This is a genomic window from Dyadobacter sp. CY356, from assembly GCF_021440195.1.
In the GTDB taxonomy this organism is placed as follows: Bacteria; Bacteroidota; Bacteroidia; order Cytophagales; family Spirosomataceae; genus Dyadobacter.
The window spans coordinates 74,173-100,268 of sequence record NZ_JAJTSZ010000008.1 but is presented as its reverse complement, the minus strand read 5'-3'; the positions used below and the strand labels follow the sequence as shown (position 1 = coordinate 100,268).

General features: G+C 41.1%; 21 protein-coding genes. 17 read left to right on the top strand and 4 right to left on the bottom strand.

Annotated elements, in window-relative coordinates; translation table 11 throughout:
• Positions 1–36: 36 nt before the first annotated feature.
• Positions 37–2,304 (bottom strand): aconitate hydratase, encoded by a 2,268-nt coding sequence (locus tag LXL81_RS22705; RefSeq protein ID WP_234649153.1) that lies wholly within the window; start codon positions 2,302–2,304, stop codon positions 37–39.
• A 70-nt stretch (positions 2,305–2,374) separates the two neighbouring features.
• On the bottom strand, positions 2,375–5,146 hold the full coding sequence (locus tag LXL81_RS22700) for a bifunctional aconitate hydratase 2/2-methylisocitrate dehydratase (protein ID WP_234649151.1): 2,772 nt from the start codon (positions 5,144–5,146) through the stop codon (positions 2,375–2,377).
• Between the two features lie 433 nt (positions 5,147–5,579).
• Here LXL81_RS22700 and topA point away from each other — a divergent pair, with 433 nt between their 5' ends.
• The 6 genes from topA (at position 5,580) to LXL81_RS22670 (ending at position 11,814) form a co-directional block, all read left to right on the top strand.
• Complete coding sequence (gene topA, locus LXL81_RS22695) at positions 5,580–8,015, top strand: type I DNA topoisomerase (RefSeq protein WP_234649149.1); 2,436 nt, start codon at positions 5,580–5,582, stop codon at positions 8,013–8,015.
• Between the two features lie 120 nt (positions 8,016–8,135).
• On the top strand, positions 8,136–8,825 hold the full coding sequence (locus LXL81_RS22690) for an NAD-dependent deacylase (RefSeq protein ID WP_234649147.1): 690 nt from the start codon (positions 8,136–8,138) through the stop codon (positions 8,823–8,825).
• Between the two features lie 80 nt (positions 8,826–8,905).
• Positions 8,906–9,787, top strand: coding sequence for a bifunctional 5,10-methylenetetrahydrofolate dehydrogenase/5,10-methenyltetrahydrofolate cyclohydrolase (locus tag LXL81_RS22685; protein WP_234649146.1), 882 nt, complete (start codon positions 8,906–8,908; stop codon positions 9,785–9,787).
• A 178-nt stretch (positions 9,788–9,965) separates the two neighbouring features.
• Positions 9,966–10,148: a hypothetical protein gene (locus LXL81_RS22680; protein WP_234649144.1), complete on the top strand. Its 183-nt coding sequence runs from the start codon at positions 9,966–9,968 to the stop codon at positions 10,146–10,148.
• A 154-nt stretch (positions 10,149–10,302) separates the two neighbouring features.
• Positions 10,303–10,647: a DUF6169 family protein gene (locus LXL81_RS22675; protein WP_234649142.1), complete on the top strand. Its 345-nt coding sequence runs from the start codon at positions 10,303–10,305 to the stop codon at positions 10,645–10,647.
• 111 nt (positions 10,648–10,758) lie between these two features.
• Complete coding sequence (locus LXL81_RS22670; RefSeq protein ID WP_234649140.1) at positions 10,759–11,814, top strand: helix-turn-helix transcriptional regulator; 1,056 nt, start codon at positions 10,759–10,761, stop codon at positions 11,812–11,814.
• On the opposite strand, the gene LXL81_RS22665 is transcribed toward LXL81_RS22670, so the two are convergent.
• Both LXL81_RS22665 and LXL81_RS22660 read right to left on the bottom strand, forming a co-directional pair.
• Complete coding sequence (locus LXL81_RS22665; protein ID WP_234649137.1) at positions 11,803–12,576, bottom strand: hypothetical protein; 774 nt, start codon at positions 12,574–12,576, stop codon at positions 11,803–11,805. The genes LXL81_RS22670 and LXL81_RS22665 overlap by 12 nt on opposite strands.
• A gap of 43 nt (positions 12,577–12,619) precedes the next feature.
• Positions 12,620–13,693 carry an AMP-binding protein gene (locus LXL81_RS22660; protein ID WP_234649135.1) on the bottom strand — a complete coding sequence of 358 codons (1,074 nt, stop codon included), beginning with the start codon at positions 13,691–13,693 and terminating at the stop codon, positions 12,620–12,622.
• Between the two features lie 145 nt (positions 13,694–13,838).
• Here LXL81_RS22660 and menB point away from each other — a divergent pair, with 145 nt between their 5' ends.
• From menB to LXL81_RS22605, 11 genes are all read left to right on the top strand, one after another.
• On the top strand, positions 13,839–14,663 hold the full coding sequence (menB, locus tag LXL81_RS22655; protein ID WP_234649133.1) for a 1,4-dihydroxy-2-naphthoyl-CoA synthase: 825 nt from the start codon (positions 13,839–13,841) through the stop codon (positions 14,661–14,663).
• 148 nt (positions 14,664–14,811) lie between these two features.
• Positions 14,812–15,219, top strand: a complete 408-nt coding sequence (locus LXL81_RS22650; protein WP_234649130.1) for an EVE domain-containing protein — start codon at positions 14,812–14,814, stop codon at positions 15,217–15,219.
• A complete protein-coding gene (locus LXL81_RS22645; RefSeq protein ID WP_234649128.1) occupies positions 15,212–16,801 on the top strand; it encodes a hypothetical protein in 1,590 nt (529 codons plus the stop codon). Before LXL81_RS22650 ends, LXL81_RS22645 begins: the two co-directional genes overlap by 8 nt.
• Before the next feature lie 85 nt (positions 16,802–16,886).
• The gene (locus tag LXL81_RS22640; protein WP_234649126.1) at positions 16,887–17,774 is read left to right on the top strand and encodes a class I SAM-dependent methyltransferase; all 888 of its coding nucleotides are present in this window, start codon (positions 16,887–16,889) and stop codon (positions 17,772–17,774) included.
• Between the two features lie 80 nt (positions 17,775–17,854).
• Positions 17,855–19,057, top strand: coding sequence for a tetratricopeptide repeat protein (locus LXL81_RS22635; RefSeq protein ID WP_234649124.1), 1,203 nt, complete (start codon positions 17,855–17,857; stop codon positions 19,055–19,057).
• Positions 19,058–19,095: 38 nt separating this feature from the next.
• A complete protein-coding gene (gene thrS, locus LXL81_RS22630) occupies positions 19,096–21,042 on the top strand; it encodes a threonine--tRNA ligase (protein ID WP_234649122.1) in 1,947 nt (648 codons plus the stop codon).
• 107 nt (positions 21,043–21,149) lie between these two features.
• Positions 21,150–21,701: a translation initiation factor IF-3 gene (gene infC, locus LXL81_RS22625; RefSeq protein WP_234649120.1), complete on the top strand. Its 552-nt coding sequence runs from the start codon at positions 21,150–21,152 to the stop codon at positions 21,699–21,701.
• A 206-nt stretch (positions 21,702–21,907) separates the two neighbouring features.
• Positions 21,908–22,102 (top strand): 50S ribosomal protein L35, encoded by a 195-nt coding sequence (rpmI, locus tag LXL81_RS22620; RefSeq protein ID WP_234649118.1) that lies wholly within the window; start codon positions 21,908–21,910, stop codon positions 22,100–22,102.
• A 108-nt stretch (positions 22,103–22,210) separates the two neighbouring features.
• Positions 22,211–22,555 (top strand): 50S ribosomal protein L20, encoded by a 345-nt coding sequence (rplT, locus tag LXL81_RS22615; protein ID WP_137343242.1) that lies wholly within the window; start codon positions 22,211–22,213, stop codon positions 22,553–22,555.
• 100 nt (positions 22,556–22,655) lie between these two features.
• Positions 22,656–23,288 carry a DUF937 domain-containing protein gene (locus LXL81_RS22610; RefSeq protein ID WP_234649116.1) on the top strand — a complete coding sequence of 211 codons (633 nt, stop codon included), beginning with the start codon at positions 22,656–22,658 and terminating at the stop codon, positions 23,286–23,288.
• A 200-nt stretch (positions 23,289–23,488) separates the two neighbouring features.
• Positions 23,489–26,032, top strand: coding sequence for a phosphocholine-specific phospholipase C (locus tag LXL81_RS22605; protein WP_234649114.1), 2,544 nt, complete (start codon positions 23,489–23,491; stop codon positions 26,030–26,032).
• Positions 26,033–26,096 lie beyond the last annotated feature (64 nt).

Below are 26,096 nucleotides of genomic sequence, written 5' to 3'. Positions count from 1 at the left end.
AGGAGCTTTTTTTGTATTTTCAATTATCAGCCAGGCTTATGCATTGACCGATTTACGAATAATGTTCAAAGCAGAACCTTCCTTAAACCATTCGATTTGTTGTTCGTTATAAGTATGGTTAACCGGGAATTCCTCAGTTGTTCCATCTGCATGATGAAGCACAATGGTCAATTGAACGCCGGGTGCAAATGTTTGCAATCCTTTGATATCAATAGTATCGTCTTCCTGAATTTTATCATAGTCAGCCGTGTCAGCGAATGTCAAAGCCAACATACCTTGTTTTTTAAGATTTGTTTCGTGGATACGGGCGAACGATTTTACAAGTATCGCACGGGCACCCAGGAAACGAGGTTCCATAGCCGCATGTTCACGAGAAGAACCTTCTCCGTAGTTTTCATCACCTACTACAATAGTTCCGATACCGTTCGCCTTATAATCACGTTGAACCGCAGGAACTTCACCGTAAACGCCAGTCAACTGATTTTTAACAGTGTTTGTTTTTTCATTATAATAGTTAACTGCACCGATCAACATATTGTTAGAAATGTTGTCAAGGTGACCGCGGTATTTCAACCATGGACCAGCCATCGAAATATGGTCAGTCGTACATTTTCCTTTTGCTTTAATCAGAAGTTTTAAACCGTTAAGATCTGTACCTTCCCAGGCTTTGAAAGGTTCAAGCAGTTGCAAACGATCCGAAGTTGGGCTAACAATAACCTGAACGGTCGTTCCGTCTTCAGCAGGTGCCTGATATCCTGCATCTTCAACAGCAAAACCTTTGGCAGGAAGTTCCAGTCCTGATGGTTCGTCAAGCATTACGGTAAGACCTTCAGAATTGACAAGCGTATCAGTCAAAGGGTTAAAAGTCAGACGGCCGGCGATTGCCAGAGCCGTTACAATTTCAGGTGATGCTACGAACGAGTGCGTGTTTGGATTACCATCAGCACGTTTTGAAAAGTTACGGTTGAAAGAAGTGATGATTGAGTTTTTCTCCCCTTTTTCAGCACCATGACGCGCCCACTGACCAATACAAGGTCCGCAAGCATTTGCCAGAACCACGCCACCAATCTGCGCGAAAGTATCAAGGAAACCATCACGGTCTACTGTGTAACGTACCTGCTCGGAACCCGGTGTAATGGTATATTCAGAAGTGACCACTAATCTTTTATCAACAGCCTGCTGCGCAACAGAAGCTGCGCGGCTGATATCTTCATATGAAGAATTAGTACAAGAACCGATCAAACCTACCGAAAGTACTTCCGGCCAGCCATTTTCTTTAACAGCCGTAGCAAATTTAGAAAGTGGCCATGCCAAATCCGGCGTAAACGGACCGTTTACATGCGGTTCAAGGGTTGAAAGATCAAGTTCAATCAACTGGTCATAAAAAGAAGCAGGATCAGCATATACTTCATCATCAGAACGTAAATAACCAGCAACCGCATTGGCAGCATCTGCTACATCCGAACGATCGGTTGAACGGAGATAAGCAGCCATTTTCTCATCGTACGCGAAAATAGAAGTTGTTGCTCCGATTTCAGCACCCATGTTACAAATGGTTCCTTTTCCCGTACAAGACAGACTTTCTGCACCTTCACCAAAATATTCAACGATGCAGCCAGTACCACCTTTTACCGTAAGCTGACCCGCAACCCAGAGAATAACATCTTTGGCAGCAGCCCAGCCGCTCAGTTTTCCAGTCAGTTTTACACCGATCAACTTTGGCATTTTAAGCTCCCAGGCCAATCCTGACATAACATCACTCGCGTCTGCACCACCGACTCCGATCGCTACCATACCCAAACCACCAGCATTTGGTGTATGTGAGTCAGTACCGATCATCATACCGCCTGGAAACGCGTAGTTTTCCAAAACAACCTGATGGATAATTCCAGCGCCAGGCTTCCAGAATCCTATACCATATTTATTGGATACCGAAGCCAGGAAATCGTAAACCTCTTTATTTTTATCTTTTGCAGTCTGTAAATCGGCAACAGCGCCAACCTCAGCCTGGATAAGGTGATCGCAGTGAACAGTAGACGGCACGGCAACTTGTGGTCTTCCGGCCTGCATAAACTGTAAAAGAGCCATCTGCGCAGTAGCATCCTGCATCGCAACGCGGTCAGGAGCAAAATCTACATAAGACTTACCTCTTTGATACACCTGTGTGGGAGTCCCTTCCCATAAGTGCGAATACAATATTTTTTCTGCCAAAGTCAGCGGCCGCCCTTCAATTTGACGAGCAGCTTCAACTCTTTCCTGCATACGGGCGTAAACACCCTTAATCATATCTAAGTCAAAAGCCATAGTAATTAAATTAATGTCTAAACATTCACACTTATCAAAAACCGAACCACTATCAATTCTTAAACAGATTTTATCTGGCTAACTGCTTCACAGGCGGTGCGAACTTGGTCAGGTCAATGCCGACCACCGCAGCTTTATATTCTTCCATGTTAGGAATACGTCCAAGAATTGCAGACAACACAACAACCGGTGTAGACGCAAGCAGGGATTCTCCTTTTTTACGTTCCGAATCTTCAACAACTCTTCCCTGAAAAAGACGGGTTGAAGTTGCCAGAACAGTATCACCTTTTGCAGCCTTTTCCTGATTTCCCATACAAAGGTTACAGCCAGGGCGTTCCAGATACATCATATTTTCATATTCAGTACGTGCCGTGCCTTTTGGCGCATTATCGTCAAACTCGAAACCTGAATATTTCTGCAATACGTCCCAATCACCTTCACTTTTCAGCTCTTCAATAATATTATAGGTTGGAGCTGCAACTACGAGCGGTGCATGGAATTCGACTTTTCCTTGTTGTTCTTCCAGATTTTTAAGCATCTGTGAAACAATTTTCAAATCTCCTTTATGTACCATGCAAGAGCCAACGAAACCAAGATCAACTTTTTTATCTTCTCCGTAATAAGAAAGTGTACGAATGGTATCATGCGTGTAACGCTTGGATACATCCTTATTATTAACATCAGGATCTGCGATCATAGGCTCTACGATCACATCCAGGTCAATAACAACTTCGGCGTAATATTTTGCATTTGCATCAGGCGTTAAAGCTGGCTTTTCGCCCGATTTAATTTCTGTGATTCTCTTATCCGCTTTATTGATCAATCCCTGAAGAACCTGTTTGCTATTGTCCATTCCCTTGTCAATCATAATCTGGATTCTGCCTTTGGCAATTTCCAATGATTCGATCAGGGTATCATCCTCAGAAATACAGATAGAAGCTTTCGCCTTCATCTCTGCTGTCCAGTCAGTAAACGTGAAAGCCTGGTCAGCAGGAAGTGTTCCCAAATGAACCTCAATAATTCTTCCCTGGAAAACATTCTCTCCACCAAACTTCTGAAGCATCTGAGCCTGGGTAGCATGAACCACATCACGGAAATCCATGTGAGATTTCATTTCGCCCTTGAAAGTTACTTTCACAGATTCAGGAATCGGCATTGATGCTTCACCGGTTGCAAGTGCAAGCGCAACAGTTCCCGAGTCAGCACCAAAAGCAACACCTTTTGACATCCTTGTATGAGAGTCACCACCGATAATGATCGCCCACTCGTCTACAACGATATCGTTAAGCACTTTGTGGATCACATCCGTCATGGCGTGATATTCACCTTTGGGGTCACGCGCCGTGATAAGACCAAAATCGTTCATAAACTTCATGAGTTTTGGGATATTTGCCTGCGCTTTTTTATCCCAAACCGAAGCCGTGTGACAACCTGACTGATAAGCACCATCAACAATTGGTGAAATGACTGTGGCAGCCATCGACTCCAATTCCTGAGAAGTCATCAGACCAGTCGTATCCTGTGAACCCACAATATTTACCTCAACACGAACATCCGAACCAGCGTGTAAAACTTTGCCCGGCGTTGTGCCAACTGCATTTTTATTAAATATTTTTTCAACCGCAGTAAGACCTTGTCCCTCGTGAGAAATCTCTTTTGAAGGAGCATATACAAGCGGAATATCAATACCCAGAATCCTGCATGCGATGGTCTGTATTTTTTTACCAAAAACAATCGCGTATGATCCGCCAGCTTTTATAAATTCCATCTTCTGAGGCGTAAGCGCCTTAGAGATGTCAATCAGTTCCTGATCGCCGTTGTACAATTTTTTCGTTCTTGTGTTGATCGTCAGAACAGTGCCTGTTGCCACAGAGTAAACTTCTTCAAGTACGGGATCACCACTTTCATTGCGGATAACCTCACCATTAGCATCCACTTTTTTCACCCAGTTTTTCAGGTCAATTCCGATACCGCCGGTAACATCAACCGTTGTAAGGAAAATCGGGGAAATTCCGTTTGTACCTCCAACAATCGGAGCGATATTAACAAATGGAATATATGGGCTTGCTTTTTTTCCAGTCCAGAGTGCAACATTGTTCACACCCGACATTCTTGATGAACCAACACCCATAGTGCCGCGCTCAGCAATCAGCATCACGCTTTTGTCGGGATGTTCTTCCTGCAATGCTTTGATTTCCTGCTGCGCCTTTGGTGTGATCATACACAAACCATGGAGTTCGCGGTCTGAACGTGAGTGAGCCTGGTTACCCGGAGAAAGCAAATCCGTAGAAATGTCACCTTCACCGGCAATAAATGTAACGATCTTGATTTCCTCAGCTACTTCCGGCAGTTTAGTGAAAAACTCAGCCTGCGCGTAACTTTCAAGAATTTCTTTCGCGATTTCGCTTCCGCTTTTATATGCTTCTTTCAGACGGTCAACATCGGCGTCGTAAAGGAAAACCTGTGTTTTAAGAACCTTTGCAGCTTCCTTGGCTGTGAAGATATTGTCACCAAGCGCGATATCAAGCAAAACCTCAATCGAACGCCCACCTTTCATGTGTGATAAAAGCTCGAAAGCGAAAGCCGGCGATATTTCTTCAACTAAGGATTCACCGAGAATGATTTCTTTTAAAAATCTGGCTTTAACACCCGCAGCACTTGTGGTACCTGGTAACGTATTGTAAATAAAAAAGTTTAGAGAGTCTGCCCGGTGCTCATTATTTGAGTCTTTGATCTGCCAAATAATTTCGCTCAGCAATTCAGCACCATCAATAGGCTTTGGATTAAGCCCCTGGGTTTTTCTTTCTTCAATCTCTTTAATGTAATCCTTATAAATATTCATAATAATGGAAATCTTGTCAATGTTAAAGGTTTGCCTACTACTTTGCGGATAACTTATCTCCGCTCTTGCACGTGGGTAATTTCACCCTTAATCATGTTCTAAATTAAAAGCCATAGTGATTCAACGATCAAATTATTAGTTAACAATAAAACGCATAAAAGTACAAAATTCCTTATAACGTAGCCGACCAGCGTTATTTTTTTGCTTTTATTTACAATGATTATGAACTAAGCCGCTATAAGTACAACCTGCAAACGCAAATTTTTGTTCTTTCTACTGCTAATTCTCAGTGCCAAATGTCGAAATTATCATGTTTTTAAATTTGTCAAAAAGAAGTTTCTCACATACCTTTTGACAAGTACTTTGATTTTTTCCTGCTTTCTGCCCTATATTTGAGCTCCAAAGAGCCACCTAGTATCTTAATTCAAAAATTATGTCAAAAAATCTGGTGATCGTAGAGTCACCGGCGAAGGCCAAAACCATAGAAAATTATTTAGGGACAGACTTTATCGTTAAATCCAGCTTTGGGCATGTACGTGACCTTCCCGAACATGATATGGGTGTCGATGTAGACAATGGTTTTCAGCCGTCTTACGAAGTCTCAGGTGACAAGGTGAAAGTCATTAATGAGTTAAAGAAATTAGCGAAGGGCGCAGAAGTTTGGCTCGCAACTGACTCCGACCGTGAAGGGGAAGCCATATCGTGGCACCTCAAAGAGGCCTTAGGTTTGCCTGACGATACGAAGCGGATCGTTTTTCGTGAAATCACCAAAACAGCTTTGCAAAATGCGATCGCCACGCCGCGTGTTATTGATGTAGATCTTGTTAACGCACAGCAGGCACGACGTATTCTGGATCGTCTGGTAGGTTATGAACTTTCTCCTATTTTATGGAAAAAGATAAGGATCGGAAAAACCAATCTTTCGGCAGGAAGGGTTCAATCTGTGGCTGTACGTATTATTGTGGAGCGTGAAAGAGAAATTGACGCGTTCAGAGCGAAAGGAAGTTTCAAGGTAACGGCTCACTTTGATCTTGGAAATGGTAAGGTTTTAAACGCAGAATTGCCGAAGAACTTTGCCGAAGAAACCGATGCGATGACATTTCTCGAAAAATGTATCAAAGCGACTTTTTCAATCAAAAACCTTGAAGTTAAACCAGCTAAAAAAACGCCTGCTCCCCCATTTACAACTTCTACTTTACAACAGGAAGCTTCACGTAAACTGAGCTTCTCCGTGCTTCAGACGATGACCGTTGCACAGCGGTTATATGAAGCAGGTAAAATATCATATATGCGTACCGATTCGACAAACTTGTCGGAAGAGGCGATGGAAAAAGCCCGTGTTCAGATTACAAGTGAATACGGTGATAATTTCTATAATAAAAGGGTTTTTAAAACCAAAAACGAGTCAGCCCAGGAAGCGCACGAAGCGATTCGTCCAACTGAATTTTCTGTATTGCAGGGAAGCAGTGACCGGAATGAGCAACGTCTTTACGAGCTGATCTGGAAACGTGCTATTGCTTCTCAAATGGCTGACGCACAGCTTGAAAGAACAACTGCAACGATTGGAATTTCGTCCACAAACGAGGAACTGGTCGCTCAGGGTGAGGTAATCAAATTTGAAGGGTTCTTAAAGGTATACCTGGAATCGAGCGATGAGGAAGATGAAGAGCAAAAAGGTATGCTTCCTCCATTGAATATTAACCAGATTCTGAACCTTGCTGATATGAAAGCAACGGAACGTTTCACCCGTAACCCACCACGTTATACGGAAGCGAGCCTTGTGAAGAAATTGGAGGAAATGGGCATTGGCCGACCGTCAACTTACGCTCCTACAATTTCTACAATTATAAGAAGAGAGTATGTTATCAAAGAAGACCGCGACGGAACGGAGCGTGCTTACCGAGAAATGACACTCGCGAAAGATGAAATAAAAAGTGTGGTACTGAAAGAGGTTTACGGTACTGAAAAGTCAAAACTTTTCCCGACAAGTACGGGGATGGTCGTTAATGACTTTCTGGTAAATCACTTTCAGGATATCATTGACTATTCTTTTACAGCAAGTGTCGAAAAAGACTTTGACCATATAGCTGACGGGCAACTTGCCTGGCAAAAAATGATCACCGACTTCTATACCCCTTTCCACAAAAAAGTAGATGAGGCAAAAGAAGAAGCGATCGACCGCAGCCTGACTTCCCGTGAATTGGGCGAAGATCCTGCGACGGGTAAGAAAATCACCGTACGGATTGGTAAGTATGGGCCTTATGTTCAGATCGGCGATGCGGAAGATGAAGAAAAGCCAAAGTTTGCCAGTTTGAAAAAAGGCCAGCTGATGGAAAACATCACGTTGGATGAGGCTTTTGAACTTTTTAAATTACCACGTACGGTTGGTTTATTTGAAGATTCTGAAATGATCGTGAGCGTTGGAAAATTTGGCCCGTATGTAAAACATGGCGGCAAATATTACTCGCTCGCAAAAACGGATGATCCAATGGCAGTTACCGAAGATCGTCTGGTTGAAATTATTGAAACAAAACGTATCTCAGACAGCAACAAAACAATCAAGGAATTTACAGAAAATCCGGACGTGAAAGTTTTGAACGGACGTTATGGACCATATGTTGCTTTTGAAAAACGCAATCTTAAAATTCCAAAAGGAACAGAACCGGCGGATTTGACTTACGAAGCGATTTTGCAGATAGCAGCCGATACGCCTGACAAACCGACGGGAAGAGGAGGTTTCAAAAAAGCAGCACCTAAAGCACCAGCAGCTGAAAAAGCTCCGGCAGTTAGAAAGCCGGCAGCAAAAAAGCCAGCAGCAAAGAAACCCGTTGCTAAAAAACCAGCTGCGAAGAAAACGACAAAGAGTTAAGCTAGTTTAGATTGTTTGTTATCAAAGCAAATTGCGCAGAGAGAGAGAGGGATTCGACCCCCCGGTAGGTTGTTTACTAATACTTAGTTTTGAAACAATATAATCAAAAAATACGAAACCATGAAAAAGCTGGTCATTCTTTCAGGTGCCGGAATTAGTGCTGAAAGCGGAATTAATACATTCCGCGATAGTGGTGGATTATGGGAAAATCATCGGATTGAAGACGTAGCGACACCCGAAGCCTGGCGAAGAAATCAGGAATTGGTATTAAATTTTTATAACGAAAGAAGAAAACAGGCACTTTTTGTAAAACCAAATACAGCACATTATGCCTTGGTAGAACTTGAAAAATATTATGACGTGCAGATTATCACACAAAACGTTGATAATCTGCACGAAATTGCCGGTTCAAAAAATGTGGTGCATTTACATGGCGAACTCTTTAAATCGGAAAGCACAAAAAATCCGGAATTGATTTATGACATGGATTCCTGGGAATTAAAAACCGGTGATTTGTGTGAATTAGGCAGTCAGCTAAGGCCGCATATTGTCTGGTTTGGAGAAGCGGTTCCCAAGATGGACATCGCTATTGATATTACAGAACAGGCTGATATTTTTGTTGTAGTAGGCACTTCGATGGCCGTTTATCCCGCCGCTGGTCTGGTTAATTATGTTGGTTATAACATACCGATTTACATTATTGATCCTGCAAAACCTGATATTAGTTTTAAGAAAAATATGACCTTTATTCAGGAGAAAGCTTCTGTTGGAATGGAAAGGCTGAAAGAGGAATTGGGTATTAGCTTTTAGCTTATATAAGAATGACAAACTTTCATTATTATACTTTTCATTATTTATTTAAAAATTGAACATTATACTTTTCAAATAAAATGCAACTACTTGACGGAAAGGCTATTTCAGCCCAGATTAAGTCAGAAATAAAAATTGAAGTTGAAAACTGGATTTCAGCTGGTGGAAAAAAACCACACTTGGCTGCAATTTTAGTAGGGCAAGATGGCGCCAGCGAGACTTACGTAGCTTCAAAAATTCGCAGCTGTGAAGAGATTGGCTTTACTTCTACCCTATTGCGTTTTGGACCTGAAACGACCGAAGCTGAACTTTTGGAGGCAGTTGAATCCCTGAATAAAAATCCTGATGTGGATGGATTTATCGTTCAGTTACCTCTGCCAAAACATATCTCTGAAAATACAATTATGGAAGCTGTGGATCCGTCAAAAGACGTCGATGGTTTTCACCCGATTAACGTTGGCAGAATGTGTAAGGGACTTCCTGCCTACATTTCTGCAACACCTTTCGGAATCCTTGAAATGCTGATTCGTGCCGGAATTGAAACCAGCGGAAAACATTGTGTCGTAATCGGCCGCAGTCAGATTGTTGGGTTGCCTATGAGTATTTTGATGCAGCGCAACGAATATCCGGGAAACTGCACCGTGACAATTACACATAGCAAAACTAAAAATCTGAAAGAAATTTGCCAGACAGCCGATATCCTGATCGTAGCTTTAGGGCGTCCGGAATTTGTTACGGCGGATTATATCAAAGAAGGTGCTGTCGTTATCGACGTGGGTATTACAAGAGTTGAAGATGCTTCCAAGAAAAGTGGTTTTGCCATTAAAGGCGACGTAAATTTTGCGGATGTTGCTCCAAAAAGCAGCTTCATAACGCCAGTTCCGGGTGGCGTAGGTTTGATGACTATTTGTGGATTACTAACAAATACTTTGAAAGCGGCGAGGAAGGAGATTTATCCGTAATCAATAGATTCAGTTTTAATTACTGAAAAATACAGCGCAGGAAATTGAATATAAGTTCGGTTTTCTGCGCTTTTTCTTTTGGAACAATAACTTTCTTAGTCAAAATTTGATTAAATGATTCCAGCAGTTTTTAAACTTATTTAATTTTGTTACGTTTGATAAGTATAACACCTAGAATATGGATAAGTCACTTATAGTTAAGACAAAAGAAGTTATTTCAACTAGCCGTGGAAAGTCGGTTAAATCTGAAATGTTTCAAAAAATGCTGGATGACAATAAAGTGATACATGCGTATCTGGACGGAGAAATTTCCAAAGAAGAGTTGGACTCAAAAGGTATCAAATTTGTTAAACCCTTATAACTATTCCTTGTCAGACACGGATTTGACGGAGATCACGTTTGTCACTCAATCCGGCATTAATTACCTCATTTATTTGACAGATGGGAGCAGCTACTTTTCAGACTACCTTGAATTCAATCAGAAAATCTTCATGTTTGGTTTCAAACCAGATCGAATGTTAAACAGACATGATCCCAGAGTTAAAGACACTATTCTTGATTTTTTAACAAAATATTTTGAGCAAAAGCCTGAGACCGCTTTAATATTTGTTTGTGACACATCGGATAAAAGACAGGATGCTCGTTTCAAAATGTTCAATAACTGGTTTACGGAACGTATAGAAAAATCAACCTCTAACTCCGTTATTCATAAAACTAATATCAGTTTTTGTGATGAAAATGATACTAACTGCGCCCACGCGTCATTGCTTATCACAAGTCAAAATACTAAGTTGAAAATGATTACAACTGCATTTCTTGAACTAGATACCACATTTAGAACAAAGTATGAGGAGGAATAAGCGCCTGCAAAACATAATTTCCATCAAATAATATTCCATTTCAACCCGCTCAAATATAATTTTGCTAAAAATTTTGTCATTTCTTTGTAACTTTCTCGCAAAGGATATTTCATGAGCATCGTCAGCAATAATATAAAGTATCTCCGCAGGCTGAATGGCCTTACACAAGAGCAATTTGCGCGTAAAATTGCAATCAAGAGGTCTCTTTTGGGGGCTTATGAAGAAGCGCGTGCCAATCCAAATCTGACCAATTTGAAAAATATGGCGTCAGCTTTTGGCATTACGGTAGACAATTTGCTAAAAAATGATTTAAGACGAATTCGTGAAACACCCGATTTATCTTTGCCATTAAACGGTACGAGACCGATGACCGTCTCGCATTCAGGTTCTTCTGCTACTCCTCCGCGAATGCCCACATATGCAGAGCCGCAGCCGCTTTCCAGGATCATAGATAATTATCAGCAGCCGGAACCTTCGATCCGCGTGGTAGCAAGACAAGTGACACTCAAACCTGTAAATGGCAACATGTATGAGCCACCTGTATCACAGCCGTCTTTTGCTCCTAACCATGCGCCCCAGCCAACTGCAATGGATTCCAGAATGCCGGTTTTCAACAATCAATATGCTATCAATCAGGAGGCTGCGCCAAGTTACAGGGAAGATAAATCAGCAAATTACCCAACGATCCAGTGGGTGAGTAAAAACCAGTGGATTGAATATATCGCAAACTACCAAAATCCCTCATTTCTGACACATCTACCTTCTTTTCAATTACCTAATTTACCATCGGGATATTACCGGGCATTTGAAAGCGGGTCGGATTTTGAATATCCGGGCTCTTTGCTGGTAGGCTCATTTATCAGAAACTGGTATGAAATAAAGGATGGCTCACATTATCTTTTCGTACTAAAAAATCAGGGATTTCTTTACAGAAAAGCATTTAATCAGGTTAAAATAAAAGGCACTTTGTTACTAAGTTCCGATATAGCAGGCTTACCAGATATGGAAGCTGCACTGCATGATGTTCTTGAAGTTTGGGAAGTGAAGGCCTTTATAAGTCTGCAATTACCCAATCCTTCTCCTTCTATGGATCGGATCGGGCAATTGGTTGATGAGCTGCAAATTGAACTTAGCCGGGCAAAACCTTTCGGTGGATTACCCTATTAATTTGGAGAAAAGCGATTCGATCATTTGAAGATCTTTGCTTTTTGCTGTTGTTTCAACAACGGCTACGCCTAGCTGATACCAAAGTTGGTCGCCGATATACAGATACTTTCCTTTTTTGACAGGCTTGCTTTCGGCTGCATTGTCATAAACAAATTCTGCACGATAAACTGTGTCCATAACTTTTTGCAAAAACCCCCATTCCAGCTGCTTAGGCGCGCCGCCATTTTCACTCATGGTAAAAAGTTTTGTCGCGAACGATGCCTTCAAAGCCAACTCACTTTTAGGCTCGGCATCATAGTCAAGATACGTTAATTCAAAAGGAAGTTCACGGCCGGAAGTTTCCAATATTGCCTGCATAAACTCTTGCAGAAAATATACCCAACGTTCTTTATCAACAGGATAAACAGTAACCCGCTTATCATTTTCCTCAATTTCTATTTCAACAAAATCCTCAAATTCTTTTTCTTCGCGCTGACGGATGATTTTGGAAGAAGTATAAATTTTTACAAATTCTGTGATCCAGTTAGACGGAACAGCACCTTTCCAGGTAAAATCATCATCTGTTGTAAATCCTTCATCCAGAATTTCATCCTCTTCAAGGTCTTCACGATCCGTATATTTTATTGAAAAATCAACACTTAAATCATCTTCCGAAACCAGCTGTAACTTAATCGTCTGAAAATTGGAGTAAGGCGCCGGAACGACTGGTGCAGTCTGATAGCGAATAATGTACAAGCCGGGTATTTGAATATTTTTATCCATGTAAATAATATATCAGGTATTCATTAGTAACGTTCAAGAAGATTCACAGTGTCAGATTTTGATCAATAACTGTCAAAGCCGTGCGTCGTTTATCAATCTTGTCAGTCGGTGTTTTTATAAATTCTTTCACAAAGTAAACATGTTTTGGTGTTTCATAGGTTGAAATCCGTTTTCTTATTTCGCCGATAAGCTTTTGTTCCGATAAAGGCTCATCTGTTTTTTGAACTATTAATATCAGTTTCTGACCCAGAAACTCATCCGTTTCAAACCAGGAAAAGAAATTATTTTCATAACCCCGATCGTAAAATATCCCGGCAACTATCTCGTCTACTTTATCCAAAATTATTTTAACGCCTCCTGAATTAATCACATTGTCAATTCTGCCAAGCCAGTTAAAAGTATTTTCTGAGGTAATTTCAGCCAAATCATTTGTCTGGATCTTTTCGCCATTTGTTACAATTCCAGCAACGAAAAGACATCCGCGTTCATCCAGTCCAAATTCAATTCCTGGTAAAACTTTATAGTCCTTTTCAATCTCGGGACAATTGAGTTTTCTTAATGCAACATGGGAAACGGTTTCGGTCATACCATAACTTTGATAAACCGGTATCATTAAAAGATCAATCTGTTTTTGTAACTGAACCCCGACAGGAGCGCCTCCCAGAAGAATTTTTCCAAGGTTTTTAACGTGCCCGGAAGTGTTTTTGTCGGTTAAAATTGTTGAAAGTTGCAAAGGCACCATGACCGCAAAGTCAAAATCAGGATCACCAAATTCTGATAATGGATTTGATGATGGCTCCACAATACTAAGCTCCCACCCCAACTCCATACCCCTGACCAGCATCATAACGCCCGCGATATAGGAGACATTCAGACACACCAAAGCGCGTGTTCCTTTCCCCAGATCAAGCGCCTGGCCCGTCATCCGGGCACTGCTGCTTAACTGGTTTTTGTTTACAAGAATATCTTTTGGAGTTCCGGTAGATCCGGATGTATGCAGTGTAAATTCCGATTGTCCGTTCCGCCATGCAGTCATAAAATCGTAGGCCTTACGGAAATACGGCTCTTCGGGCGGAGATTGCGTCCCTATTAACGTTACGTTTGTATTCCAAATCATTTTATTTCCAAATGGATCAATGCCCGAAAGTTATCATTTTGTTTTTGACGGAAAGATAAACAATCCGTAATTTCGCCAATAAGTTCGAATGATCGCTTCAAAACACAAGAGATCATTTATTTTCACTCATTCACAGATTGCTCATATGTCTAGTTCAATAAAATGGGAAACCATTAAAGAGTACGAAGAAATTCTTTTTACACTGCATGAAGGAATTGCTAAAATAAGTATCAACCGCCCACACGTACACAATGCTTTCACACCGCAGACTGTCACAGAAATGATTGACGCAATGCACATTTGCCGTGAAGATACACGTATTGATGTGATCATATTAACCGGCGAAGGCGGAAGAGCATTCTGTTCCGGTGGCGACCAATCCGTCCGCGGACATGGCGGATACATTGGTGAAGACCACGTTCCGCGTCTGAATGTTCTGGATCTGCAACGGATGATCCGTTCTATCCCTAAGGCCGTTATCGCTATGGTTGCAGGCTGGGCCATTGGCGGCGGTCATGTTCTGCATGTTATCTGTGACTTATCAATCGCAGCTGAAAATGCCCGTTTCGGACAAACCGGACCGAAAGTTGGAAGTTTCGATGGTGGTTTTGGCGCATCTTATCTTGCCCGTGTTGTTGGCCAAAAGAAAGCACGTGAAATCTGGTTCCTTTGTGATCAGTATGACGCGCAGGAAGCTTTGCAGATGGGATTAGTGAACAAAGTAGTTCCATTGGAAGACCTTGAAACAACCACAGTTGAATGGTGTAAAAAAATCCAGCAGAAAAGTCCTTTATCCATCCGTATGCTGAAAAGCTCTTTCAACGCAGAGCTCGACGGACAAGCCGGAATCCAGGAACTGGCAGGTAATGCAACGCTCTTATACTATCTGAGCGAAGAAGCCAAAGAAGGACAAAGATCATTCCTCGAAAAACGTGATCCTGATTTTAGTAAATTTCCAAAATTCCCTTGATTATTTTGAGTTGATAGTGGAGAGTTGAAAGTGTAGCAATTTGAAATGGATTAGCTTAATAATCTTCCAAATTGTTAAATCTCAACTCTCCAAAATAATGCTTCTCAATAATTTTCAACTTTCAACCGCGCGGCCGCCGCTAACAAAAATGAACTACTGGCTTATCAAATCTGAACCTTTCAAATATTCATGGGACCACTTCGTTGAGGAGGGAAAATCCATGTGGGACGGGGTTCGCAGTTATGAGGCACGTAACAATATGATGGCCATGAAATCCGGCGATCTTGCTCTTTTTTATCACAGCAATGAAGGCAAAGAAGTTGTCGGTCTGGCAAAAGTTTCGAAGGAACATTATCCTGATCCAACGACAGAAGACGACCGTTGGGTAGTTGTAGAATTTGTTCCTGTTGAACGTTTCCCAAAAACCGTTACATTAGCACAAATAAAAGCTGATGAACAATTAAAGGATATGGCATTAATTCGCCAGTCAAGATTATCAGTAATTCCGGTTAAGGCAGAAGAATTTGATCATATTGTTGGCTTGGCACATGCTTAAAAATCAACGTCCCCTTTACCTGGCGATACAGGTGATGTTTTGTTTTCTGATTATTTCTTATCATACATCTGCACAGGTTGTAAAACGGATAGAACTCCCTTTACAAAACGCTAATGCAGCATTTGAGACAATGCCATTAGGTGATAAAGGTGTTTTATTGATTTCAAAGCCAGATAAGGGAACGTACAATGTTCAAAAATTTGATACCAATCTTGACCGGGTCTGGTCAATAGACGGACCTGTGGAATCCAACCTCGATTATGTTGCTTCCTGTTATGACGGCCAATCTGTTTTTCTCTTGTTCAGCAAATACAGAAGTTCACTTTATCAGATTGTAAAGGTCAATATTGGCCCTGGTTTTGTTGAAACTTTTACTATTAATACTGTTGACAGATTTGAAATAACAGACTTCAAAACAACGGGTTATGCGGTTTTTATGGCTGGCATGGTCCGGAACGAGCCGGTTTTGATCCACACAAATCTGACAACTTCTCAAACAAGAATTTTACCTACGTCCATAAAAGGATCTAATGCTATCCAGACTGTTGAAGTAGATACGACGCATCATTTGGTCAATGTTTGTTTCGCGGTTAAAAAAGGACGTCAGACCAAAATTGTGGCACGTTCCTATGAAGAAACAGGTGAGCTTTATGTACAGGCATCTATTGATCCGGAAGACGATTATTCATTGTTAAGCGGCCGGTTACAAATTCTGAACGATTCTGTCCGCATGGTAATCGGCACTTATGGATATCGTAACATGCAGAGCACCAGCAATGCTGCGTCGCAGGGACTTTATATTTCGAAGATTGTTAACGACGAGGTGATTTTCACCCGTTACCATAGCTTTACAGACTTCAAAAATTTCTTCAACTTCATGAATGAGCGCCAGCAGGAAAAAATGGAGCGCAAAATTCGTAAAAAGAAAGAAAACGGAGATGACCTGAAATTAAATTACCGCCTTTTGGTGCATGACATTGTTCCAAAAAACAATCAGTTTCTGTTGGTTGCAGAGGTTTTTTATCCCGAATATCGCTACCAGAATCAGAACATGATGGGTGGATTTGGCTACGGTTCCATGATGATGGGTGGCTATCCTTTCGGCGGAGGTTTATACAATCCGTATTTATGGAATCCTATGTATGGCGGCATGAGGGGATATAATTCGCAGGTATTCGATGGGTTTACTTACACACATGCCATCGTTGCCGACGTGGATCAGAATGGTAAACTGATCTGGGATAACAGTCTCAGCTTCGATAATGTGCGCAGTATGGAACTGCGTGAGAAAATAAAAGTACAAAGCGAGGCGAACGGCACAACCCAGCTCGTATACAGCCATAATGGCGGAATCCGCAGCAAAGTAATTAAAGGTGACCAGGTTTTGGACAACACCCGGATTATTGACAACAGTACAACCGTTGAAGGCGACAAGGTAAGGAAAACAACCACGGATGATATTGATTACTGGTTTGACAATTTTTACATTGCCTGGGGTGAACAACGAATCAGCAACACCCAGGGAGACGCTCAGACACGCGGCAGACGTAATGTCTATTATTTAAATAAAATATCCTTTTAAATTGTTAATAATCAGGACTTTGAAACGATAAGCAAATCGTTACCAAGCCATTAACAATTGACCATTAATAATTAACCATTAAAAAGTGATACTTCTTTCACCAGAACAACATACAGAATATCAATTAATTGATACCGGGGGATTTGAAAAACTGGAACGTTTTGGACCTTATATTCTTTCGCGCCCGGAACCGCAGGCGATCTGGGACAAAACACTGAGCGAAAAAGAATGGGAGGCAAAATCCAATGCTGTTTTTAAACGAGATAAAAATTCTCAGGAAAAAGGACAATGGGTTTCAAAGGCCGATATGCCTGAACGTTGGGTGATGCAGTACCGCTCCGGCCCTTTGCACTTGCGTGCAAAACTGGCTTTGTCTTCATTTAAACACGTTGGTGTTTTTCCCGAACAGGCCACAAACTGGGATTATATTGCTAAAAAAGTAAAACAAATTCCAGAGGAAAAACCTACCGTTCTGAATTTATTTGCCTATACAGGCCTTGCTTCACTGGCTGCAAAAGCATCGGGCGCGGATGTGACACATGTTGATTCTGTAAAACAGGTTATCAACTGGTCTAGGGAAAATATGGAATTGAGTGAATTGAATAATATCCGCTGGGTTGTGGAAGATGCGTTGAAATTTGTGAACCGGGAAGTACGCCGGGGAAATCAGTACAATGGCATTATACTTGATCCTCCTGCGTATGGCCGTGGGCCGGACGGTGAAAAATGGCTTTTGGAAGAAAACCTGAATGAGATTCTTCGCCTTTGCGCTTTGCTTTTGAAGAAGAAAAATTTCTTTTTTATTATCAATTTATACTCATTAGGATTCTCCGCATTGATACTAGAAAACCTGATCAAAGCACATTTTCCGGATTTAACAAATCATGAATTTGGTGAATTGTTCATCCCGGATTCATTTGGAAAAAACCTGCCACTTGGAGTATTTTCTCGTTTTTCAGACCAAAACGTTTAAAGTTCGAACAGTTTGCTGAAATTTGCAGTAAAATATATCAAGATCTATTCAGCTGGTCTGTTGAAAGGAGTTCTGTTTAAATGAAAAAATGCCGTCTCTTATGTAGCGTTTTAATACTTCTGGCAGCTTTGTCAGGGAGTATTTTACAGTCATGTCAAAGTGATGCAAGAAACGCCACGCGCATACCACCAACTGTTAAAAAAGCGAAGAAACAATGGCAGGACGATGCACTGCTGTCGCTTTCTGACCTGATTAGCCGAAATACTGACACCGATTTAAATTACTTCAAAAGAGCAAGAATTTATTTTGACCGCGAGCAATATTCTCTTGCGCTGGCAGACATAAACGAGGCAATCAATGAAAAAGATAACGTCGGCGAATATTTTCTTTTGAGAGGAAAAGTTAACCGGGAAATTGGCGAAATTGATAATGCGCTGGAAGACGCAGAACGTGCCGAAGCCTTACAACAAAGCAGTCCGGATCTTTATATTTTACTGGCAGATATCTTCCAGGTTAAAAATAAATTCCGGGATGCCAACAAATATCTTGTTCAGGCGATGAAAATGGCACCTTATGATGGTTCTGCCTATTATGTAAAAGGAATGTTACTCGCACGTCAGGGAGATTCCCTGGCAAGTCTGGCCAATTTAAATAGTGCGATCACAATGAATCCCCGTTTGATAAGGGCGTATCAGCAAAGCACTATTATTTACAGAAAATTGTTAAACTTTGATCAGGCTCTCGCTTTTAACAACAAAGCCATAAAACGGTTTCCAAACAACGCCGAATTATATTTTGAACGTGGAGAGATATATAAAAGCCTTTCTGCCATAGATACAGCTCTGGTTAATTACAGGAAAGCGACCATTATCAATCCAAAATATGCTGATGCATTTTTTCAGATTGGCGCATTGGAAGTCGGGCAGCGAGGTTATTACAGCGCTTTGTTAGCATTTCAACAACTGCTTAATCTTCGTCCCAATCATCCGCAGATTAATTATCTGGTTGGTTATTGTTATGAAAGACTAAGAAATGATATCAAAGCAAAGGAATATTTCACCTATGAGACGGAGAAAAATCCTGCTGACCAGATGGCGATAAATGGGTTATGGCGAATACGTCAACGTGAAAATGGCAGACTGTTTCCCGAATATTATTCAGGCGAAGATGTTAATCAGGATTACAAGACGCTCGATAGTTCACGAGTTAAAATTGACATGATAAAACCGCGTGGAACCATAAATATGAGAATTGATTCCTCTCGAAATGCTAAAATTCAATAGATTTGCAGGATATAAGAGTAATAGAATTATTTTTTTGAATGAAAGACGAGTCTCTAATTAAAATAACCCTGCCCGATGGTAGCGTGCGCGAATACGAAAAAGGCATCACTGCCCACGGTATCGCGTTGAGTATCAGTGAAGGTCTGGCGCGTAATGTAATTGCGGCCAAAGTAAACGGCGAAGTGTGGGATCCCACACGCGCTATTGAAAAAGATTCACTTGTAGTGTTGCTCACGTGGAATGATGAAGATGGAAAATCTACATTCTGGCATTCTTCTGCCCATTTATTGGCCGAAGCTTTGGAAGCACTATATCCGGGTGTTAAATTAGGTACGGGTCCTTCGATCGAAAAAGGATTTTATTATGATGTGGATTTGGGTGAAAATACGATTTCATCCGATGACTTTCCAAAGATCGAGGCAAAAATGCTTGAACTGGCACGTCAAAAAAGTGAGTTCAAACGAATTCCGATCAGCAAGCAGGACGCGATCGATTTCTTTACCAAAAAAGGAGACGAGTATAAACTTGAACTGATTGACGGTTTGGAAGACGGATCGATCACGCTTTATGAGCAAGGTGCATTTACTGACCTTTGCCGCGGACCGCATATTCCAAATACGGGTATTATCAAAGCTGTTAAGCTTACCAATATTGCTGGCGCTTACTGGCGTAACAAGCAGGAAAATAAAATGCTAACCCGTATTTACGGGATTACTTTTCCAAAACAAAAAGAATTGGAAGAGTATGTAGTATTGATGGAAGAAGCGAAAAAACGCGATCACCGCAAACTTGGAAAAGAACTTGAATTGTTCGCTTTCTCTGAGAAAGTGGGTCAGGGTTTACCGTTGTGGCTTCCAAAAGGTGCTATGCTGCGTGAACGTTTACAGGCATTTTTGAGCAAGGCGCAATCAAGAGCAGGTTATTTGCCGGTTGTCACACCGCATATCGGGAGCAAAGATCTTTATGTTACTTCCGGCCACTGGGACAAATATGGCAAGGATTCCTTCCAGCCTATTAAAACTCCAAATCCGGGAGAAGAATATTTGTTGAAACCGATGAACTGTCCGCATCACTGCGAAATTTATAAAACTTCACCGCGTTCTTACAAAGATCTTCCTTTACGTTTCTCCGAATTCGGAACCGTATATCGTTATGAACAAAGCGGGGAATTACACGGATTGACCCGTGTTCGTGGATTTACGCAGGATGATGCGCATATTTTCTGTCGTCCAGATCAGGTTAAAGAGGAATTCATCCGTGTGATTGACCTGGTACTGTATGTTTTCAAATCATTAGGTTTTGAAGATTACAGCGCCCAGATTTCTTTGCGTGATCCTAACGACAAACAAAAATATATCGGAAAAGACGAGGATTGGGAGCGGGCCGAAAGCGCGATCATTGAAGCTTCTGCCGAACGTGGATTAAGTACTGTTACCGAACTTGGTGAAGCAGCATTTTATGGCCCGAAACTGGATTTCATGGTGCGAGATGCTTTGGGAAGAAAATGGCAACTTGGAACAATTCAGGTTGATTATCAGCTTCCACAGCGTTTTGAACTTGAATATACCGGTTCTGATAATCAGAAGCACAGGCCCGTAATGATTCACCGCGCACCTTTTGGTTCGATGGAACGTTTCATAGCGATTTTGATCGAAAACTCGGCTGGACAATTCCCGTTATGGTTATCACCTGATCAGATTGCGATTCTGCCAATTTCAGAAAAGTATGCAGATTATGCCGAGACCGTTTTTGCTCAGTTGCAGGAAACTGATATACGCGGATTTATTGACCATCGTGACGAAAAAATCGGCCGGAAAATCCGTGATGCGGAAGTTACCAAGGTTCCTTTTATGCTGATTGTAGGTGAAAAAGAAGCCGCTGAGGGTAAATTATCTGTCAGAAGAAAAGGTGAAGGTGACCTGGGTAGTATGACGATTGAAGAATTTGCCACATATTTTCAAAAAGAAGCGAAAATAATTGGATGATTTTACAATTTTTCTTATTATTCCCGTATTAACGCACTATTTTTGTCAGAGCATTGTTAAATTTCTGATTTGCATCTAAAAAACAAAAAATCACCAAACCAAGTAATATGGCATTAAGACCCCCGAGTGGACGTTTCAGAGTAGTAGAAGAACCTTACAAAATCAATGAGCGCATCACAGCCAAAGAAGTTCGTCTTGTTGGCGAAAATATCGAAGCTGGCGTTGTAGATATAAATACCGCGAGAGCAATCGCAAAAACACAGAATCTTGATTTAGTTGAAATCGCACCTACCGCTGTGCCACCGGTGTGTAAAGTAGTTGACTATTCGAAATTCAAATACGAGCAAAAGAAGAAACAAAAAGAAATAAAGGCAAAAGCACAGAAAGTTGTCATTAAAGAGATTCGGTTCGGCCCTAATACGGATGATCACGATTTTGAATTCAAGCTTAAACATGCAATCAATTTCCTTAAAGAAGGTTCAAAAGTAAAAGCCTACGTTCACTTTGTCGGTCGTACGATCGTTTTCAAAGAAAGAGGAGTTAATTTATTGAATAAATTCTCGGAAGCTCTAACAGAATATGGTAAGGTTGAAATGGAACCGAAACTGGAAGGAAAAAGAATGACGATCATCCTCGCTCCATTGCCTCCGAAAAAATAGATTTTATTTAGCTGTTGGCTTTTAGCGATTGGCGTAGGCTGATAGAACGCAATAAGTGCAAGGTTAATTTGGTTGATATATTTCTTTATTAAGGTATAAAAAATCGTGTTACTGACAATTGTCTTTAACACGATTTTTGTTTTACAAGGAAAATCACTAATTTTGCGCGCTGTTTTATATTTTTTCAACTATTATTTTTTTGTACCATGGGTAAAATGAAAACAAATTCTGGTGCTAAAAAGCGTTTTGCGCTTACTGGTACTGGTAAAATCAAACGTAAACACGCGTTTCATAGTCACATCCTGACCAAAAAATCAAACAAGCGTAAGCGTGGATTGGTTAAAACTGGTCTTATTGATGTGTCTAACCACAAACAAGTATTGGCCTTGCTTGGGAAGTAATTCCGAAAGCCAATAAGATTACCAAATACCATTTCGGTTTTTTGTTCAACCCGATAGCCGGCCTTAAAGTCCCATAACGGGCGCCGTCAATCAAAAACAGTTAAAATTATGCCACGTTCGGTAAACCATGTTGCGTCACGCGCAAGACGTAAAAAAGTGTTAAAATTAGCGAAAGGCTATTTCGGCCGTCGTAAAAATGTTTGGACCGTAGCAAAAAACGCAGTTGAGCGTGGATTGCAATACGCCTACAAAGGCCGTAAACAAAAGAAACGTAACTTCCGCGCATTGTGGATCCAACGTATCAACGCTGGAGCACGTTTACACGGATTATCATATTCTGCTCTTATGGGTAAAATCAATGCAAAAGGCATTGAACTGAACCGTAAGGTACTTGCCGATTTGGCAATGAATCACCCGGATGCATTTAAAGCAGTCGTTGATCAGGTAAAATAAAACAGCAACCCGCTTCGGCGGGTTTTTTTTATGTTTAGTCGTATCGTTACTTTTAGCACAATTTTTGTCTAAGCTATATACAACTAAATATAAATCTAAAATGCTCGACCAACTTCTAGGCCTGATACAGGAACATTCCCAACAGGCAATCGTACAAAACCCGGAAATCCCAAACAGTCAGAATGCTGATGTTATGCATACTTTGATGGGATCAATCACCGGCGGACTTCAAGAGCAGGCTCAATCAGGAAATATTCAGGGAATTATGGGGTTGTTGTCAGGAAAAGAAACTGGCGGCGGAATTATGAATAACCCTATCGTTGCGTCAATTGCTGGTAATGCAGTTTCTGCTATCATGCAAAAATTCGGTCTTAGCAGTAGCTCCGCGGGTGGAATTGTTTCCTCAGTACTTCCCGGAGTTTTGGGCGGTCTTATCAATAAAACAAGCAATCCATCAGATAATAGTCTTGATTTTAACAGCGTACTTGGCAGTTTGCTGGGTGGTGGTGGCGCAGCAGCAACTTCTGCCGCTGGTGCAGCAAGTTCAGGGTTTGATTTTAATCAGATCGGTTATGCGCTGGCAGATGGCAAACTGGACATGAGTGATGTTATGTCTATTGGAAAAAGTTTTATGGGCGGCGGAAATAACAACACTCCTACCCCAAATCAACCAAAAGAAGAAGGTGGATTTGATTTAGGTGGAATGCTTGGCGGCCTTTTTGGAGGAAAATAAGTTAAATTTAATAGCAGATCAAAGCTGTAAACAAGGGTATATCCCTGGTTTACAGCTTTTTCATTTAAAAAAGTTGGTAAAAAATATTTGTTGTATAAAAAGATAACCGTAATTTAATAAACCGGAAAGAGCAAGCGTGGTACATTAGCAAAAATTTCAGGTAATACTGAGCATAATTTCCAAACCCGATCATTCAACCCATGGATTCAAGAAGAGATTTTATAAAAAAAGCGGCCATGCTTACTGGCGGAGCCGGCCTTTTCAGTGTACTTCCTCCATCAATTCAAAAAGCATTAGCCATAGATCCTCAGCCGGGAAGTACTTATCTGGATGCTGAACACGTGGTTATTTTAATGCAGGAAAACCGTTCTTTTGATCATTGTTATGGTTCATTGCGCGGTGTGAGAGGATTTAATGACCCAAGGGCTATTTCTTTACCCAATAAAAACCTTGTATGGCTGCAAACCAATGCAGCCGGTGAAACATACACACCTTTTCGTTTGAATATGAAAGATTCAAATGCAACCTGGATGGGCTCCCTGCCCCATTCCTGGCCGAATCAGGTGGATGCACGAAATGATGGTAAATATGACAAATGGCTGATTGCGAAACAGGCTGGTCATAAGGATTACAGGAAGATGCCATTGACACAAGGATTCTATAACCGCGAGGATATTCCCTTTTATTATGCACTTGCCGACGCATTTACGGTTTGTGATCAGAACTTTTGTTCTTCATTGACAGGCACTACGCCAAACCGATTGTTTTTATGGACAGGAACTGTCCGTGAAAAACAAAATGAAGAAGCATATGCCAACGTTCGCAACGAAAATGTAGATTACGATAAAGAAGCGAGTTGGACAACTTTTCCGGAAAGACTGGAAGATCATGGCGTTTCATGGAGAATTTACCAAAATGAAATCAGCCTTCCCATGGGATTTGAAGGTGAGGAAGAATCATGGCTGGCCAATTTCACCGATAATCCTATCGAATGGTTTAGTCAGTATCACGTTCGGTATTCAACAGGTTTCCAGAAACACCTGAAAAATCAATCCGAACAACTGCCGAAGGAAATCGCAGAGCTTGAAAATAAAATAAAAACTCTGGCTCCTGGAAAAGACGCGGATCTTGCAAAAAATGCTTTAAAAGAAAAAGTTGCTTTGCAGGAAATTGTAAAAAAAGAGTTGGCAGAATGGAGCCCTGAGAACTACGATAAACTTTCGCAGCGAGAAAAAAATCTGCATCAGAAGGCATTTACAACCAATATTAAAGATCCGGATTATCATGACGTCACGACTTTCAAATATGACGAAGCAGCGACAAGTCGTGAGGTGAAATTACCAAAAGGCGATATCCTTCATCAATTCAGGGAGGATGTGAAAACAGGAAAATTACCGACAGTTTCCTGGTTGGTAGCACCTGAAAACTTTTCAGACCATCCGACATCTCCATGGTACGGTGCCTGGTACGTATCTGAGGTTATGGATATTCTGACCAAAAATCCGGAGGTTTGGAAAAAAACAATTTTCATTCTTTGTTATGATGAAAATGACGGTTATTTCGATCACGTCCCTCCTTATGTCGTTCCAAATCCATACAAAGAGGATACAGGGAAAACGTCGGAAGGCATTGATACCAAAGTTGAATTTGTGACTTTGGAGCAAGACATGAAGAAAAAAGCACAAAAAGAATCACGCGAAAGTCCGATTGGATTAGGATTTCGTGTACCACTCGTGGTTGCTTCTCCATGGAACCGCGGAGGAAGTGTTTGTTCTGAAATCTTTGATCATACTTCAATTATTCAGTTTCTTGAAAAATTCACAAGTCACAAATCAGGTAAGAAAATCGAGGAAACAAATATCAGTGCCTGGAGACGGACCATTTGTGGTGATTTAACATCGACATTTAAACCTTATGACGGTCAGAAAATTCCTTTGCCCGCTTTTATTAAACATGATGAATTTATAGAAGGAATCCACAAAGCAAAATTCAAAGCACTGCCAAACGGATTTAAATCATTAACAGCCGCTGAAATTTCACAGATAAATCAGGATCCTTCGACGTCCCCGTATATGCCGCAGCAGGAAAAAGGGACACGGCCATCCTGCGCGTTGCCATACCAGTTATATGCTGACGGACATATCAGCGCAGATAAGAAGTCTTTTGAAATTACATTAAAATCAGCTAACGATGTTTTTGGAAAAGATGCTGCCGGTTCGCCATTTATGGTTTATGCCCCCGGAAAATACAAAGATGAAGATGTCAAAGTGTGGAATTATGCCGTAAAATCGGGTGATGCGCTGCAAGACTCATACAAAATTGAAAACTTCGAAAACCAGCATTACCATTTACGCACCTATGGCCCGAACGGTTTTTTCCGTGAGTATGCAGGTAATGCAAATGATCCGCTGGTCAGCGTTCAGTGCGAATATCAACTGGATAAAAATAAAAAACCAACCGGAAACATTGAGCTGATTATTACGAATCGAGATCCCAAAAACAAAATAACCATTGAAATCGCAGACAACGCATATAAAGGTTCAGGACTAAAGAAAGTAGTTGAAGCTGCCGGTTCAAAACCTTCAACCGCTATCGTTGTTTTAAATCTTGAAAAAAGTCACAACTGGTACGATTTCAGTTTGAATTTTGAGGGATATACATCCACTCAAAAAAGATTTGCCGGGCATGTAGAGACTGGTAAAGAAAGTATAAGTGATCCTTTGATGGCAAGAGTCATTGCTTAAATTGATTGAAAGGGCGGTTATCGAAAATAGCCGCTCTTTCTTTATCCAACGTTTTAAAGGCGGT

Coding starts and splice junctions, on each gene's coding strand:
- menB (WP_234649133.1), top strand. CDS start 13,839: ATGTCTAGTTCAATAAAATGGGAAACCATTAAAGAGTACGAAGAAATT.
- LXL81_RS22665 (WP_234649137.1), bottom strand. CDS start 12,576: ATGGATAAAAATATTCAAATACCCGGCTTGTACATTATTCGCTATCAG.
- LXL81_RS22660 (WP_234649135.1), bottom strand. CDS start 13,693: ATGATTTGGAATACAAACGTAACGTTAATAGGGACGCAATCTCCGCCC.
- topA (WP_234649149.1), top strand. CDS start 5,580: ATGTCAAAAAATCTGGTGATCGTAGAGTCACCGGCGAAGGCCAAAACC.
- rpmI (WP_234649118.1), top strand. CDS start 21,908: ATGGGTAAAATGAAAACAAATTCTGGTGCTAAAAAGCGTTTTGCGCTT.
- LXL81_RS22605 (WP_234649114.1), top strand. CDS start 23,489: ATGGATTCAAGAAGAGATTTTATAAAAAAAGCGGCCATGCTTACTGGC.
- rplT (WP_137343242.1), top strand. CDS start 22,211: ATGCCACGTTCGGTAAACCATGTTGCGTCACGCGCAAGACGTAAAAAA.
- LXL81_RS22650 (WP_234649130.1), top strand. CDS start 14,812: ATGAACTACTGGCTTATCAAATCTGAACCTTTCAAATATTCATGGGAC.
- LXL81_RS22635 (WP_234649124.1), top strand. CDS start 17,855: ATGAAAAAATGCCGTCTCTTATGTAGCGTTTTAATACTTCTGGCAGCT.
- infC (WP_234649120.1), top strand. CDS start 21,150: ATGGCATTAAGACCCCCGAGTGGACGTTTCAGAGTAGTAGAAGAACCT.
- LXL81_RS22685 (WP_234649146.1), top strand. CDS start 8,906: ATGCAACTACTTGACGGAAAGGCTATTTCAGCCCAGATTAAGTCAGAA.
- LXL81_RS22645 (WP_234649128.1), top strand. CDS start 15,212: ATGCTTAAAAATCAACGTCCCCTTTACCTGGCGATACAGGTGATGTTT.
- LXL81_RS22680 (WP_234649144.1), top strand. CDS start 9,966: ATGGATAAGTCACTTATAGTTAAGACAAAAGAAGTTATTTCAACTAGC.
- LXL81_RS22700 (WP_234649151.1), bottom strand. CDS start 5,146: ATGAATATTTATAAGGATTACATTAAAGAGATTGAAGAAAGAAAAACC.
- LXL81_RS22705 (WP_234649153.1), bottom strand. CDS start 2,304: ATGGCTTTTGACTTAGATATGATTAAGGGTGTTTACGCCCGTATGCAG.
- LXL81_RS22670 (WP_234649140.1), top strand. CDS start 10,759: ATGAGCATCGTCAGCAATAATATAAAGTATCTCCGCAGGCTGAATGGC.
- LXL81_RS22610 (WP_234649116.1), top strand. CDS start 22,656: ATGCTCGACCAACTTCTAGGCCTGATACAGGAACATTCCCAACAGGCA.
- LXL81_RS22675 (WP_234649142.1), top strand. CDS start 10,303: ATGTTAAACAGACATGATCCCAGAGTTAAAGACACTATTCTTGATTTT.
- LXL81_RS22690 (WP_234649147.1), top strand. CDS start 8,136: ATGAAAAAGCTGGTCATTCTTTCAGGTGCCGGAATTAGTGCTGAAAGC.
- thrS (WP_234649122.1), top strand. CDS start 19,096: ATGAAAGACGAGTCTCTAATTAAAATAACCCTGCCCGATGGTAGCGTG.